Source organism: Streptomyces sp. NPDC058664 (genome assembly GCF_042716635.1).
Lineage (GTDB): Bacteria > Actinomycetota > Actinomycetes > Streptomycetales > Streptomycetaceae > Streptomyces.
In genome coordinates, this window is the sequence record NZ_JBHXRW010000017.1 from 67,835 (window position 1) to 82,533 (window position 14,699).

14 protein-coding genes are annotated in these 14,699 nt (G+C 73.3%); 6 read left to right on the forward strand and 8 right to left on the reverse strand.

The genetic code is table 11. The annotated features are described in order from the left end of the window. Positions 1-29 precede the first annotated feature (29 nt). From ACFWUY_RS16210 to ACFWUY_RS16220, 3 genes are all read right to left on the reverse strand, one after another. The gene (locus tag ACFWUY_RS16210) at positions 30-2,201 is read right to left on the reverse strand and encodes a putative bifunctional diguanylate cyclase/phosphodiesterase (RefSeq protein WP_384107849.1); all 2,172 of its coding nucleotides are present in this window, start codon (positions 2,199-2,201) and stop codon (positions 30-32) included. Next, positions 2,198-3,010, reverse strand: coding sequence for an SAM-dependent methyltransferase (locus ACFWUY_RS16215; RefSeq protein ID WP_384107851.1), 813 nt, complete (start codon positions 3,008-3,010; stop codon positions 2,198-2,200). The genes ACFWUY_RS16210 and ACFWUY_RS16215 overlap by 4 nt, the downstream gene beginning before the upstream one ends. Positions 3,011-3,658: 648 nt before the next feature. Then, on the reverse strand, positions 3,659-3,961 hold the full coding sequence (locus tag ACFWUY_RS16220) for a hypothetical protein (protein WP_384107853.1): 303 nt from the start codon (positions 3,959-3,961) through the stop codon (positions 3,659-3,661). Positions 3,962-4,190: 229 nt separating this feature from the next. On the opposite strand from ACFWUY_RS16220, the gene ACFWUY_RS16225 reads away from it, so the two are divergent. Together ACFWUY_RS16225 and ACFWUY_RS16230 are read left to right on the forward strand one after the other, a co-directional pair. Continuing rightward, positions 4,191-4,955, forward strand: a complete 765-nt coding sequence (locus ACFWUY_RS16225) for a hypothetical protein (RefSeq protein ID WP_384107855.1) — start codon at positions 4,191-4,193, stop codon at positions 4,953-4,955. Between the two features lie 167 nt (positions 4,956-5,122). Next, positions 5,123-5,680 carry a hypothetical protein gene (locus ACFWUY_RS16230; RefSeq protein WP_384107857.1) on the forward strand — a complete coding sequence of 186 codons (558 nt, stop codon included), beginning with the start codon at positions 5,123-5,125 and terminating at the stop codon, positions 5,678-5,680. Positions 5,681-5,796: 116 nt separating this feature from the next. Here the strand turns inward: ACFWUY_RS16230 and ACFWUY_RS16235 are convergent, their stop codons facing one another. Then, positions 5,797-6,318 (reverse strand): hypothetical protein, encoded by a 522-nt coding sequence (locus ACFWUY_RS16235; RefSeq protein ID WP_384107859.1) that lies wholly within the window; start codon positions 6,316-6,318, stop codon positions 5,797-5,799. Between the two features lie 426 nt (positions 6,319-6,744). On the opposite strand from ACFWUY_RS16235, the gene ACFWUY_RS16240 reads away from it, so the two are divergent. Next, positions 6,745-7,407: a class F sortase gene (locus ACFWUY_RS16240; RefSeq protein WP_384107861.1), complete on the forward strand. Its 663-nt coding sequence runs from the start codon at positions 6,745-6,747 to the stop codon at positions 7,405-7,407. Positions 7,408-7,493: 86 nt separating this feature from the next. On the opposite strand, the gene ACFWUY_RS16245 is transcribed toward ACFWUY_RS16240, so the two are convergent. Next, positions 7,494-8,381, reverse strand: coding sequence for a polysaccharide deacetylase family protein (locus tag ACFWUY_RS16245; protein WP_384107864.1), 888 nt, complete (start codon positions 8,379-8,381; stop codon positions 7,494-7,496). 93 nt (positions 8,382-8,474) lie between these two features. Further along, positions 8,475-9,689, reverse strand: a complete 1,215-nt coding sequence (locus tag ACFWUY_RS16250; RefSeq protein WP_384107867.1) for a CapA family protein — start codon at positions 9,687-9,689, stop codon at positions 8,475-8,477. A 269-nt stretch (positions 9,690-9,958) separates the two neighbouring features. On the opposite strand from ACFWUY_RS16250, the gene ACFWUY_RS16255 reads away from it, so the two are divergent. The 3 genes from ACFWUY_RS16255 to ACFWUY_RS16265 all read left to right on the forward strand — a co-directional run bounded on the left by ACFWUY_RS16255 (position 9,959) and on the right by ACFWUY_RS16265 (position 11,642). After that, a complete protein-coding gene (locus ACFWUY_RS16255) occupies positions 9,959-10,516 on the forward strand; it encodes a sigma-70 family RNA polymerase sigma factor (RefSeq protein ID WP_384107870.1) in 558 nt (185 codons plus the stop codon). 4 nt (positions 10,517-10,520) lie between these two features. Further along, positions 10,521-10,934 (forward strand): PaaI family thioesterase, encoded by a 414-nt coding sequence (locus ACFWUY_RS16260; protein WP_384107872.1) that lies wholly within the window; start codon positions 10,521-10,523, stop codon positions 10,932-10,934. Between the two features lie 204 nt (positions 10,935-11,138). Then, on the forward strand, positions 11,139-11,642 hold the full coding sequence (locus ACFWUY_RS16265) for a hypothetical protein (protein WP_384107874.1): 504 nt from the start codon (positions 11,139-11,141) through the stop codon (positions 11,640-11,642). A 38-nt stretch (positions 11,643-11,680) separates the two neighbouring features. Here ACFWUY_RS16265 and ACFWUY_RS16270 read toward each other — a convergent pair whose 3' ends face one another. Both ACFWUY_RS16270 and ACFWUY_RS16275 read right to left on the reverse strand, forming a co-directional pair. Next, positions 11,681-12,889: a histidine kinase gene (locus tag ACFWUY_RS16270; RefSeq protein ID WP_384107876.1), complete on the reverse strand. Its 1,209-nt coding sequence runs from the start codon at positions 12,887-12,889 to the stop codon at positions 11,681-11,683. Continuing rightward, on the reverse strand, positions 12,886-14,691 hold the full coding sequence (locus ACFWUY_RS16275) for a cation acetate symporter (RefSeq protein WP_384107878.1): 1,806 nt from the start codon (positions 14,689-14,691) through the stop codon (positions 12,886-12,888). The genes ACFWUY_RS16270 and ACFWUY_RS16275 overlap by 4 nt, the downstream gene beginning before the upstream one ends. Positions 14,692-14,699: the final 8 nt, after the last annotated feature.

A 14,699-nucleotide genomic window follows, 5' to 3' on the forward strand; every position in this document is an offset into this window, starting at 1 on the left:
CGGGGAGGCCGGTTTCGTCGGTCCGGGTCTCAGACCGCGTCCGCCAGGAGCAGCGAGTGGATGCGGTCCGGGGCACCGGGGCGTGCGTAGTACCAGCCCTGGGCCGTGTCGCAGCCGAGGTCGCGGAGCTGGCGGGCCTGGGCGCCGGTCTCCACGCCCTCGACGGTGACGGCGAGTTCCAGGCTGTGCGCCAGGGAGACGATCCCCTCGACGATCTTGAGGTCGACCGGGTCCACCGGGTGCTGCTGCATGCCCCGGGTGAAGGAGCGGTCGAGCTTGAGGACGCTCACCGGCAGCCGGCGCAGGTTGGCCAGGTTCGAGTAGCCGGTGCCGAAGTCGTCGAGGGCGATGTCGACGCCCATCTCGGCGAGCTGCCGCAGCGGCTTGAGCAGGTCCTCGTCGGCGCCGATGAGCGCCGATTCGGTCACCTCCAGGCAGAGCGCGCCCGGGTCGAGCCCCGACCGTTCCAGGACGTCGACGGTGTCGGCGACCAGGCGCGGGTGGTGGAGCTGGGTCGGGGAGAGGTTGACGTTGATCCGCAGCGGTCCGCCGTCGGAGTGCCGGGCCTGCCAGAAGCGGGCCTGGCGCACGGCCTCCTGGAGGACCCAGCGGCCGAGCGGCACGATGAGCCCGGTGTCCTCGGCGAGCGGGATGAAGCGGTCGGGGCCGAGCACCCCGTGCTGCGGGTGGCACCAGCGGACGAGCGCTTCGGCGCCGTGCACGCTGCCGTCGCCGAGGTGGACGAGCGGCTGGTACTCGATGAAGAACTCGCCGCGTTCCAGGGCGGCCGGGAGGGCCGTGGTGAGTCCGTGCCGGGTGATGGCGCGGGCGTCGGCCTCCGGGTCGGCGAGCTCGAAGCGGTTGCCGCCCGCCGACTTGGCCCGGTACATCGTGATGTCGGCGCTCCGCAGCACCTCGGCGGGGGTGCGCTCGCCGGCCGGGCCCTCGACGACGCCGAGGCTGCCGCGGACGGTGAGTTCGCGGCCGTCGATGCTGAGGGGGGTGGCGAGGGCCGCGAGGATGCGGTCGGCGAGTTCGGTGACGTCCCGTTCGCCGCCGGCACCGGTGGTGAGGGCGACGAACTCGTCGCCGCCGAGCCGGGCCACCATCTCGCCGGCGCCGGTGACGCAGCTCTGGAGCCGGTCGGCGACCTCGACGAGGAGCCGGTCGCCGGTGGAGTGGCCGAGGCTGTCGTTGATGACCTTGAAGCCGTCGAGGTCGAGGTAGCAGAGGCCGAAGCGGGCGTTGTCGCCGGGCGCGAGGGCCTTCTCCAGGCGTTCGAAGAACAGGGTCCTGTTGGGCAGCCCGGTGAGCGCGTCGTGGGTGGCCTCGTACCGCAGGCGCAGATGGAGCAGGCGCCGTTCGGTGGTGTCCTCCATGAGGGCCAGCTGGTACTGGGGGTTGCCGTGGGCGTCCCGGAGGAGTGAGACGGTGAGGTTGGTCCAGAGAACCGTTCCGTCACCGCGGTAGTACGGCTTCTCGACCCGGTAGTGTTCGCGGTCGCCGCGGACCAGCTCGTCGTACAGCTTCCAGACGTGCGGGCCGTCCTCGGGGTGGACCCACTCGCTGACGTTACGGCTGCGGACCTGGCCCTCCATCCCGCCGAACATGCGGGTGAGGGTCTCGTTGACCTCCAGGACGTTGCCGTCGAGGTCGGCGATGCCGATCCCTATGGCCGCCCCGTCGAAGACCGCGCGGAAGCGGCTCTCGGTGGCGTGCAGGGCGATCTCGGCGGCGCTGCGGGCGGTGAGCGCCGAGCGGGCGATGGCCTCCTGCTCCGCGCGGGTCCGCTCGCGCAGGGCTCCCGCGTAGCCGGTGGCCATCGCGTGCTGGAGCCGGGCGCAGCGGGCCCGGAGCTCCTCGGCCGGGAGGTCCGACTCCGTACCGGTGCCGCAGTAGAGCACCAGGTAGGAGTCGACGACGCCGAGGCTGCGGCCGAGCGCGTCCGGGTCGGTGCAGTGGGCGGCGACGAGGGCCGCGCCGGTGCGCTGGGCCGGGGTCGTGTCGAAGGGCCGGGCGTGCAGCGCGTCGCACAGGGTGCGGGCCAGCGGCAGCAGATGCCCTTCGAATTCGGCGCGCGTCAGGGAGGTGGCGGTCACCGGGAAGATCGCACGGCTCCAGATGGTGACGAACCGCCTGAGTCTGTCCTCCGGACCGTCGGCTTCGGCGACGGCGCCGGACGGCTGCGACGGGACCTTCACGCCTTGCGCCCCACCCCTGCGAAACCGGAGAAGGCGAAGGGATCCTCCTCCTCGACCGGGCTGTCCGGTCGCCAGAGGGGCATCGGGACGAGGCCGGGCTCGACCAGTTCGGTGCCCTCGAAGAAGCGGGTGATCTCGGCGCCGGACCGCATCACCAGGGGGTTGCGGATGTTCCGGTAGACGCCCACGGTGCCGCCCGCCTGTTCCTCGGAGAGCGGGATGCCCTCGTACGAGGCGTGGGTGAGGACCACGAGACTGCCGGGCGCGAGGGCGGCGATCAGTTCGGTCACGGCCTCGTGCGGCCGGTCCTCGTCCTCCAGGAAGTGCAGGACGGCGACGAGGAGCAGCGCCACCGGCCGGTCCAGGTCCAGGAGTCGGGACACCTCGGGGCTGTGCAGGATGTCGGCCGGCTTGCGCAGGTCGGCGGCGACGACCGCGGCGCCTTCGTCGTCACCCAGGACGGCGCGGCTGTGGGCCACGGCGACCGGGTCGTGATCGACGTAGACGACGCGTGCGGAGGGGTCGGCGGCCCGGGCGACCTCGTGCACGTTGCCGAACGTGGGTATGCCGGAGCCGATGTCCAGGAACTGGGTGACGTCGTTGTCAACGGCGTGGCGGACGGCACGCCGCATGAAGGCACGGTTCGCCTGCATGATCTTGGGCAGGCCAGGCATGAACTCCATGGCCTTGCGCGCCGCTTCCCTGTCCACCTCGAAATTGTGCGAGCCGCCCAGATAGAAGTCGTACATACGGGACACGCTCGGCACCGAAATGTCGATGCCCGGCGGAGCCCAGGCGGGACGCTCCATCAATGTCTCCAACAAGTCGCCATGGGGGATGCGGCCATGTGTTCGCGGCCGGTGTTCGAGGTGAGGCTACTGATCGCCCGCCTGGAGAGCGAGTAGAAACGGAAATTCGCGGTCCGTTCTTGGTCACACGCCATTGGCACGTGCTCCCGGAACGAAGAGTTCACGCCTTCAGACCGTGCAAATTCACGTGCATATGACGGTGCGTCGCCTCTGCGGCCGACGGTGGTCCTCTCCCGCGGACGCCCAGGTCCCGCCCGTACCTCGGACGTTACCGTGGACGAGCCCGGTCGACGGTGCAGGATGCCCCGGCCGGCCTCCCCCGCGACAGGGCGACAACCGGACAGATATCCCTCCGGAGGCCGGAACGCACGGACTCGGCCGCCTTCCGGAATCGTGGCGCGCGCCGTGCCGCGCGCCGATATCCGGGCATCGCGCCGCATCCGCCTCCGGCGCGGAGAAACGTCACGGGTGTCTCCGAAGATCCCCACCATCCGGCGAATCCCGCCGGATTCCGCCCCGGCGCGGCATGTCCGTGATCAAGCTCGACGGCGTGTCTCTGTACGGATCACTCCTCGCGCGGCCGCTGGCGGCCCTGGCACTGGTGTGGCTGCTCTCCACACCCGTGCCCGCCGCCGCCGATTCCTGCGCCTACGCCACCACCGGACCCGGCGGGTCGAACACCTCGGTGGCGGTCATCGGGCCGGGCGCCTGTTCGCCCAGGCCCAGCCCGCCGTCGTCGCCACCGCCGCCGCAGCCGTCGCCCCCGCGTCCCACGACACCCACGACACCCGCGCCCCGGCCGACACCCGAGCCGCCGCCCCCGCCGGTCCCGGCGCCGCCCCCGCCTCCCGTACGGACGACGACGCCGCCGCCTCCCCCGGCCACCGCCCCGGCCCCGCGCCCCGAGCCCGCGTCCCCCGCACCGCCCATCACAAAGTCGCCGGGGCGCACCCCGGCGACCGCTCCGCCTCCAGCGCCGGCGCCCGCGCCCACGTCCAGCGCGCGACCACGGCCGCCGGCCGCGGGACCCGTCGCGCTCCCCCACTACCGCCGCACGTCACGGCCCCAGCCGAAGAACAGCACGTCCGTCGTCACCATGACGCTGGTGATCACCGCCCCCGCGGTCCTCGCGACCGCCATCCTGCGCCCCCGCTCCCGCTGACCCCCGCCGGAGGAATCCATGTCTGAATGGCTTGTTCTCACCCTTGCGATGGTTGCCGCCTGTGCCGTCGTACTCACGATCGTCGTCATCAACAACCGTCGGATCACCGAGGACGACGATCCCAGCGAAACCCCGGACGTCATCGAGTACATGACGATGATGATCGGCGTGATCTACGCGATCGTCCTCGGTCTGGCCATCGCCGGCGTCTGGGAGGCCCGCGGGGCCGCCCAGGAGACGGTGCGGCAGGAGGCCCAGGCGATGCACGAGATCTCGGCCCGCGTCGAGGTCTACCCGGAGGACGTCCGCGCCCGCATCCGCGCCGACGTCGACGCGTACGTCGACTACGTGGTCAACGACGAGTGGACGTACATGGCCGAGGAGGGCCAGCTGAGCGAGAAGGGCACCGCCCTCCTGGACCGGGTCCGCCGCAGCGTCACCGACTACCAGCCGGCCAACGACTTCGAGGGCCAGGCCTACCAGCCCCTGGTCGACCAGGTGGCGGTGGCCGACGACGCCCGCGGGGCGCGGGGGCAGAGCGCGGGGGCGACCATGCCGGGAGTCGTGTGGTTCGGCCTGATCATCGGAGCGCTCGTGACGGTCGGCCTGATCTTCACCCTGCAGATCCGCAGGACCGGACGGGAACTGCTGCTCGCCGGCCTCTTCAGCGTGCTGATCGCGTTCCTGCTGTTCCTCATCTGGGACTTCGACGCGCCGTTCGGCCGGGGCATCTCGGCCACCGCCGCGCCGTTCACCGATCTGTTCCCGCAGCTCACCGGGTGAGGCGAGACGTCCGAATGGGCCGCACGGGGGACATGGGTGCCCCATTCGCACGTCTGGGATCGCGGTTGTGGTAGGGCGCTCCTAGCGTTTCGGACATCGAGGTGCACGCAAGGTCTTCGGCGGAAACCCCCTTCCGCGGCTGCCCCTCGGGACCCGGAGGATTCACCATGCGCGCGATACGTGCCGCGACCACTGCCCTGCTGGGGGCGGCCGCCCTCGCCCTGGCCGCCCCCGCCGCCGTCGCGGCGGACGGTGCCCCCGCAAGCGACCCGCGGGCACTGCGGGCCAAGGCACCGGGCGACTTCGTCGTGTCGCCCTCGCTCGTCGCCCCGGGCGGCCGGGTGACGCTGAGCGCGCCCGGCTGCGCCAGCACGGCGACGGCCTCGGCAGGCATCTTCGACACCGTCACCATCGCACCGAACTCGGCGGCGACCGCCACCGTGGACTGGGACGCCCGGCGCGGCGCCGTGTACACGGTGGCGTTCAACTGCACGGGCGGAGTGCGGGACACCGTCGATCTGACGATCAGCGGCATTCCCACCGCCAGCCCGACGATCAGCTCCACCGTGCTCACTCCCCCTCGTGGGGTGCAGGGCGGTGTGGGCGGCTCGGTGGGCGGGCTCGAACCGGTCGAAGTGGCCGCCGGCGCCGCACTCGTCCTGGCCGCGACCGCCGGTGGTGTGTACGTGGTCCGTCGCCGTTCCGCCGCGAGCCGTCGCCACTGAGCGGCGGCCGTGGACCGGAGCGGTGCCGTGCGTTCCCACCACGCCCGTCGCCCCCGGGTCCCGGCAAGGGGACTCGGGGGCGACGGCATGGCGGGCCGACCGGGAGGTTCGGCCGGTCAGACCCCCACACCGGTCATACGGCGACGGCGGGCGATGAAGAGTCCGCCGCCGAGCGCGGCCGCGGCGACCAGGCTGCCGCCGATCGCCATCTCGGTGGAGCTGGGCGTCAGCGAGCCGCCGATGCCGCCCTGCGCGCCGCGGCCCGGGAGGACCCGGAACGGCTGCGTGACCACGGAGGAGCCGCCGTGGCACCTGACGGCCAGGTTGTAGTTGCCGGGAGTGGCGTGGTTGTGGACACGGGCGACCGCGGTGGAGACCCCGTTGGTGTTCTCCGAGAGGGTGGCGTCGGGGAAGGCGTTGGACGTGACCGTGCCGCCACGGTTGCACCCCCTGGCGGTGATCGTGAGCGTCGACCCGGGGTGGACCTCGAAGGGGCTGACGGTGACGTTCCTCGGGGTGTTGTCCGAGCCACCGCTGAGGACGTTGCCCGGACCGTAGGTGGCAGCGGCGATGGGGGCCGCGAGCCCGACCGCCGCGATCGCGGTGGCGGTCACCGCCAGAGTGCGTGCAGCACGCATGGTTGAACCTCCAGTGGAAGACGCCCCAAAGCGGTGCTCCGGGAGTTTCGACGAGTACGCCTTCCATGACGAACCATCACAAACCGTGGCGAGCTCTGCATTTCGACACTAGTCCACCCCGGTGAGGCGACACGCCGGGGACGACCCCGTCGGACACGGGAAAACCGCAGGTCGAGGCGGATCAGACCGCTTATCTGACGATTACTCGGATGGGTCAGCCTCCCGTCACCCGCCTGCCGTCTCCGGCCCGTTCGCCGTGTGGCCCGGGGCGCGCTCCGCGCCGCCCGCCTCCGAGGGCGGTCCCGGTACGGCGTCCGCTGCCCTCCGGACACCCGTCCGGCGGTGACACCCACCCGTTCGCGCCGTCCGGCGCGACGGCCCGGCCGGTCGCCCTTACCGTTCTGACGACGCCACGAAGGGAGAACCATGCCCCCGAAGGACTTCCGCGTCTTCGAGCGCAGGAGACGCCAACCCTGGGGCGTCCTGGCCCTCGCCATGCTGTCCGGGATCGCGATGATGCGCAACGGAGTGGACGCCGCGGCCGGGCCCCCACAGCCCGCCGCGGCGGCCCGGCCGGTGGTCCGCCCCGTCACCCCGCCGCCGGACTCGGCGACCGAGGGGCTCGAACCGCTGCCCTTCGCCCCGGCCTCCCGGATCAGGATCCCGGCGATCCGGGTGGCGGCCCCGGTCATGGACGTGGGCCTGGACGCCGACGGCTGGGTCGCGGCCCCTCCGCCACAGGACGCCAACCTCGCCGGCTGGTACCAGAACGGCATCTCCCCCGGCCAGCGCGGCACCGCCGTGGTCGTCGGCCACGTCGACAACGCGCAGGGCCCTGCGGTCTTCTACGGCCTGGGCTCGCTGGAGAAGGGCCAGCACGTCGAGGTCGAGCGGTACGACGGTCGCGTCGCGGTCTTCGAGATCTACGGGGTCGAGGTGTACGCGAAGGACAACTTCCCCGGCGTGCAGGTCTACGCCGACACCGGTGAGCCCGAGCTGCGGGTCATCACCTGCGGCGGCGGCTACACGCGCGCGCGTGGCTACGACGGCAACGTCGTCGTGTACGCCCGCATGGTCGGCTCCCGCTGAGGCCTGTCCGGCGGATCAGGGTCCGCCGGACAGGCGAAGGGCCCCGGCGCCTCGAGGTGCCGGGGCCCTTCGTCGTGTCGTGTCGGTCAGCGCCGGGGCACGGTGACGTGGTAGCCGGCGTCGAGGAGTTCCGGGAGGTAGCGGCGGAGCGCGGCCACGCTCTGCGCCCGGTCGCCGCCCGCGTCGTGGGAGAGCACGACCGCGCCGGGGGCGGCGCCGTCGAGGACCCGGCGGACGATGGCGTCGGTGCCGGGTTCCTTCCAGTCCAGGGTGTCGACGGTCCAGGCGAGCGGCTCCATGCCGAGCTCGGCGCCGATCTCGAAGGAGTGCCGGTTCCAGGCCCCGTAGGGGGCGCGGTACCAGAGCGGGGCCGTGCCGAGGGTCCGTTCGACGACCTCGCTGGTGGAGCCGAGCTCGTCGCGGATGCGGGAGGGCCGCAGCTTGGGGATGAGGGGGTGGGACCAGGAGTGGTTGCCGACGACGTGCCCGTCCGCGGCCATCTCCCGCAGCAGGTCCGGGTTCTCGACGGCCATCTCGCCGCAGACGAAGAACATCGCCCGGCAGTCGTACCGGCGCAGGGTCTTCAGGATGCCGGGGGTGTAGCGGGGGTCCGGGCCGTCGTCGAAGGACAGGACGATCGAGCGGCCGGCCCCGGACACGCTGAGGAAGGGCCGCTGCCGCACCGGCGGCATCGCGCGGCGGAAGGCCGGGGGCGCGTACGCGGTCATCGGCTGGAGCCGGTACGCGCTGGGGTGCGGCCGGGCGGCCTGGGCCTGGGAGCCCGCGGCCGGTCCCGCGGTGGCGCTTCCCCGTCCCGTCCGGTCCCCGGGCGGGGCCGGGGGCACGGCGCGGCCGGTCCGCTCGGGGGCGGCGAGCCGGTCCGCCGCGAGGACGCCGACGGTGGCGGTGGCCCCGAGGGCGGCGGCGAGCCGCAGCACCGCACGCCGCCCACTGGCAATCTGATCCTTTTTCATGACTAATGGTTCGTACGGATGACGGTCCGGGCGGCTCATCGACACCGGCCGCCCGTCCGAAAACACCCGATGAGCCGATAGCCACCGGGCGGACTACCTCCCCATCACCAGGCCGTCCCGTCCGGCGCCGCGGCTGAGCACCACCTGCCGGATCGTGTCGCGGATGCCCGCGCGATGCGGGTCACCGCCGTCGGCGGCGAGGTTGACGACCCGGCCGCTCGCGGTGTCGAACCACTGGGGGACGAACTCGGCCTTGGTCACCTCCCAGCGCCCGCCGGGGTTCCGGGGAGGGGCGAAGGTGAAGCGGCCGATGCTGCCCTGGTTGCCCCGGGGGTCGTAGGCGCCCTGGTGGTTGATCATGTCCCCGGCGATCTGGTCACCCATCCCGTAGACGATCCAGGTGCCGTTGACCTTCTCGTACGCCTGCGGCACGTGCGCGTGGGTGCCGATGATCAGGTCGATGTCGGGGCGGCCGCCGGTCCGCGAGGCGGTGAGGGCGCGGCCGAGGGAGAGCTGCCGCTCGTCGGGCGCGGTCTGCCACTCGGTGCCCCAGTGGACGCTGACCACGACCACGTCGGCGCCGGCCGCGCGGGCGGCGCGGGCGTCGGCGATCACCTTCCGTTCGTCGAGCAGTTGGACCGCCCAGGGCTGCCCCTCCGGCAGCGGATAGCCGTTGGTGTCATAGGTGTAGGCGAGCTGGGCGACCGTCGCGCCGCCGGCCTTGAGCAGGGTGGGGGTCGCCGCCTCCGCCGCCGTACGGGCCGATCCGGCGTGCCGGACACCGACCCGGTCGAGGGCGTCGAGGGTGCGGCCGAGGCCCGCCGCGCCGTCGTCCAGCGTGTGGTTGGAGGCGGTGGAGCAGGAGTCGTACCCGGTGTCCCTGAGCGCGGTGGCGACCTCGGGCGGCGACTTGAAGGCGGGGTATCCGGTGTAGGGGCCGCCGTCCTTCCCGTACACGGTCTCCATGTGGCAGATGGCGAGGTCGGCCCGGGAGACGACGGACTTCACCCCGGAGAGCATGGGGGCGAAGTCGTAGCCGCCGCCTGCGGCGTCCGCGGCCGCCCGGCGGATGATCGAGTCGTGCGGGAGGACGTCGCCGGAGGCGACGAGGGTGAACCCGGCGGACGCGGAGGCCCCGCCGGGGGCGGCGGACGGGACGGCGGGCCGCACGTTCCCCGGTCGCCCGGCCGTGGCCTCGGGGCTGGGCGCGCCGCCGGCCGGGCCGCTCCCGACGCTGCAGCCGGTCGCCGCCGCGAGCAGGACGGCGGCGAGCGCCGCCGTTCCCGCGGGTCTGGTGCGTGAGGTCATGACGGCACTCCACCCAACTCGTGTGATGAACATCTGTTCTGACGAATTGATCTCGTGGGAATGCCGCAGTCAAGGGTCAAGGCCGCATCGGGGCAGGAACCCCGCTGAAACGGACGCAGCACCTCCGGTCGGTCACCTTCCGACCGCTCGCCGTACCATTCACCGCTCGGTGCGACCGTTCGTCGCACACCGATGTCCGTTCCCTGTCCCTCGCCGTCCGGATGCGCTCGTATACGGCCCGGACGACGAGCCGCGGAGAGGCGGGCAGCATGACGACGGCGACCACCGACGAACGGACCCTTGAGGAGCTGCAGCGGGACCACGGCCCCGCGCTGCTCTCCTTCCTGCTCGGCCTCACCTACGGGGACCGCCAGCGGGCCGAGGACCTCGTCCAGGAGACCCTGGTACGGGCCTGGCTCCACCCCGAGGCCTTCGACGGCCCCTACGAGTCGATGCGGCCCTGGCTCTTCACCGTGGCCCGCCGCCTCGCCATCGACGCCCGGCGCTCACGCCTCGCCCGGCCGGCCGAGATCGGCGACGGCGTTCTCGCGGTGACGCCCGACCCCGCCGACGCCACCGCGTCGGCCGAGGCCGCGCTCGACGTACGGGCGGCCGTCCGGGAACTGAGCCCCGAGCACCGCGCGGTGCTCGTCCGGCTCTACTTCCACGGTCTCACCGTCAACGAGGCCGCCGTCGAGCTCGGCATCCCCGCCGGGACCGTCAAGTCCCGCTCCCACTACGCGCTGCGGCAGCTCGGCCGGTCCCTGCCCGGCTACCGGCCGCGCCGCACGGCCGTTGCCCGGCCCCTCGCCGGGGCCCCACAATGACGCCGTGACACTGACACTCGCCGCCGCCGAACAGGTCCTCGCCGACAACTTCGCCCCCTGGGTGCTCGATCTCGGACTCACCGTCGAATCCGTGGACGGTGACCAGGCCGTGCTCCGGCTGCCGTGGTCGGACCGGCTCGCCCGGGAGGGCGGCGGCCTCTCCGGCCAGGCCCTGATGGCCGCCGCCGACACGGCCACGGTGATCGCGGTCTCCGCCGCCCGGGGCGGCTTCGTGCCGATGACCACCGTCCAGCAGTCCATCAGCTTCCAGCGGGCGGTCGTCGGCTCCGACGTCCTGGTGCGGGCCCGGCTCACCAAGGCGGGGAAGCGGATGGCCTTCGCCGACATCACCATGACGGCCGAGGGCACGGAGGAGACCGCGGCCCACGCGACCGCGGTGTACGCGATCCTGGGCTGAGCCGCCCTGCCGGAGACGCCTCCCACGCCCCGTACGCCTCCCGTGGCATCAGCAATCCCACCGGCACCGATCCGGCCGGAAAACGTATCCGAAACCACACGGGCCAGTTGAGCAAAGCGGGACCCGCGGGCGCCCTTCGCGGAGGAAGCTCTCCCCCGGGCCCCACACGTCCGGGTCCTCCATGTCCGGGAGAAGGTGGGAGCGTTGCTGCCCGAGAGCACGAACGGCGCCGGTGGCACCAGTGGCGGCGGCCTCGCCGTCCCGATGGCCTGGCTGTGCGCCGAGTACCTGGCCGACGAGGTGCTGCGGGCCGCCGCCCTCGTGGCGCCCGGCTCACTGGAGTACCGGGCGGGCCTCCAGGCGCTCGCCCTCACCGTCCACCTCTCGGAGGGACCGGACGGGCCCGCCGGCGGCCGGCCCGCCGGCCGGATCGACGAGTGGCTGCGCCACACGGCGTACGACCGGCCCTGGCCCCCCTGGGTCGAGGAGCGCCTCGCCGCCCGGCGCGCGTCCGGCGGCGACGGCCCCGACCTGGCGCTCGCGGAGAGCGCGTGGCGGCGGCTGCGGGACACCTGGGTGCGCGCCGCCGACCTCGACGGCCGGACGGGTGACGACCCGGAGTGCCCCGTCGACGAGGACGAGCAGATCTGGCTGCCCGCCTGGAAGCTCGGGCTGCCGCTGGCCCATCTCTCGCTGCACCTGCGCTGACCGGGGGCAGGCGGGGCGCGGCCGGGGACCTCAGGTCGTCACGGCGGCGAACGGTGCACTCCTGGACGGTACTTGGGTATGCGCACCGTCACCTTCATCCCGGCGCCGACCCCGGTCTCGATGACGAGCCCGTACTCCGCCCCGTACACCTGGCGCAGCCGCTCGTCCACGTTCGAGAGGCCGATGCCGGAGCCGGCCGGGTGCTCTCCGCGCAGCACCGCGCGCAGGAGTTCCGGGTCCATGCCGATGCCGTCGTCCTCGACGGTCACCACGGCCTCCGTGCCCGCGTCCCGGGCGGCGATGGTGACCCGGCAGCCCCGCTCCCGGTCCTGGAGGCCGTGCTTCACCGCGTTCTCCACCAGCGGCTGGAGGCAGAGGAAGGGGAGGGTCACCGGCAGCACCTCGGGGGCGATCTGCAGCGTCACCTCGAGCCGGTTCCCGAACCGCGCCCCGGCGAGCGCCAGGTACTGCTCGATGGACCGCAGTTCGTCGGCCAGCTGGGCGAACTCGCCGTGCTTGCGGAAGGAGTACCGGGTGAAGTCGGCGAACTCCAGGAGGAGTTCTCTGGCCTGTTCCGGGTCGGTCCGGACGAACGAGGCGATGGCCGCGAGGGAGTTGAAGATGAAGTGCGGGGAGATCTGGGCGCGCAGCGCGCGGATCTCGGCTTCCACGATCCGGGTGCGGGAACGGTCCAGCTCGGCCAGTTCGAGCTGGACGGAGGCCCAGCGGGCCACCTCGGTCGCGGCTCGCACCAGGACGGCCGACTCCCGCGAACCGTAGGCGACGAGCGCGCCGAGGACCCCGTCCTCCCCGGTGAGCGGGGCGATGACCGCCCAGCGCAGCGGGCAGGCCGGATCGTCGCAGCCGGTGGGCGCGGACCTGCTGCGGCCGGTCTCCAGGGTCTCGGCCGCCTGCGCCGGGACGTGGGCGCGGTGATGGTCCTCGCCCGGTCCGTCCCAGGCGAGGACGGCGCCCCGGTCGGTGAGGCAGAGCGCCTCCGTGCCGAGCAGCGAGCGGAGCGTGCCGGCCGCCTTGTGGGCCGTCTCCTCGGTGAGCCCGGCGCGCAGCGGCGGGGCGGCGAGCGAAGCGGTGTGCAGGGTGTGGAAGGTGGCCCGCTCGACGGGTGTGCCGAGGTCGGGATCGGCGGCGGGGCCGCCGCGCCGGGCGGTGAACCGCCCCAGGACGAAGCCGACGGCGAGCAGCACGGCCCCGGCGGCGGCCGCGGCGGCCAGGGCGATGCCGGTCATCGGCGTGCCTTCCGGGCGGGCACGGTGCCGGTGGTCCCCTCCGGCGGGTTGTTCCGCTCCGGCGAGGAGGTCCCCTCCGGCAGGTCGATCCGCTCCGACGAGGAGATCTCCTCCGGCAGGTGGAGGCGCGCGAGGAGCGCCGGCGTGCCGGGCGGGACCCGGCGGGGCGTCGCGAGCGAGACGAGGACCATGGTGAGGAAGCCGAGCGGGACCGACCAGACGGCCGGCCACGCCATCAGGGTGTGCGGCCAGCCCTCGGGGGCGAGCCCGGCGCGGGTCGCCATCACGGCCGCGAGCGCGGAGCCGCCGCCGAGCAGCAGCCCCGCCATGGCGCCGGGCGGGGTCAGCCGCCGCCACCAGATGCCGAGGACGAGGAGGGGACAGAAGGAGGACGCGGAGACGGCGAAGGCGAGACCGACGGCGTCGGCGACCGGCACCTTGGAGGCGACCGCTCCGACGGCGAGCGGGACGGCGGTGGCCAGCAGGGTCGCGAGGCGGAAGTGCCGTACGCCCCGGGAGGGCAGCACGTCCTGGGTGAGGACCCCGGCGACGGACATGGTGAGGCCGGAGGCGGTGGAGAGGAAGGCGGCGAAGGCGCCGCCCGCGAGGAGCGCCCCGAGGAGGTCGCCGAGCAGTCCGCCGAGGATCCGGTCGGGCAGGACGAGCACGGCTGCGTCGGCGGAGCCGGTGAGGGCGAGTTCGGGGGCGTAGATCCGGCCGAGGGCGCCGTAGAGGGGTGGCAGCAGGTAGAAGGCGCCGACGAGACCGAGCACGACGAGGGTGGTGCGGCGGGCGGCCCGGCCGTGCGGGCTGGTGTAGAAGCGGACGGCGACGTGCGGCAGGCCCATGGTGCCGAGGAAGGTCGCCAGGATCAGCCCGTACGTGGCGTACAGCTGGTGTCCGTCGCGTCCGCCGGCCAGCGGCTGGGACCAGCCGAGGGGGTCGGTGCCGCTGGCGACCCTCTCCGGAAGGTCCGTGCCCGGCGCGAAGGCGAGCGTGGTGCCGCCGAGGACGTGGTGGGTACCGGGGGCGAGGGTCACGGTCCGCCGCTCGTACGGGACGGAGTCGACGCTGCCGGTGACGGTCAGGGTGAGAGGGGCGTCGAGTCCGATGCGTACGGTGTCGGCGACCTTGACCACGGTGTGGCCGCGCAAAACGGCGGGGGCGTCGAAGCGAGCCCTGGGCGCCCCGTCGCCGTACCAGGCGGCGAGCAGGAAAAGCACGGGGACGAGCAGGGCGGTGAGTTTCAGCCAGTACTGGAAGGCCTGTACGAAGGTGATGCTGCGCATGCCGCCGGCGGCGACCGTCCCCGTGACGACGAGGGCGACGAGCAGTCCGCCGACCCAGTCGGGCGCCCCGGTGAGGATCTCAAGGGTGAGGCCCGCGCCCTGGAGCTGCGGCAGCAGGTAGAGCCAGCCGATGCCGACGACGAAGAGGCTGGCGAGCCGGCGGGCCTGCGGTGATTCGAGGCGGGCCTCGGCGAAGTCGGAGAGGGTGTAGGCCCCCGAGCGGCGGAGCGGGGCGGCGACGAGCACGAGCAGCACGAGGTACCCGGCGGTGTAGCCGACCGGGTACCAGAGCATGGCGGGGCCCTGGACCAGGACGAGGCCCGCGATGCCGAGGAAGGAGGCGGCGGAGAGGTACTCGCCGCTGATGGCGGCGGCGTTGAGGCCCGGCCGTACCGTGCGCGAGGCGACGTAGAAGTCGGAGGTGGTGCGGGAGATCCGCAGCCCGAGGGCGCCGATGAGGACGGTGGCGAGGACGACGGCGGTGACGGCCGCCACGGCGTAGGTCTGGTTCACGCGGGGTG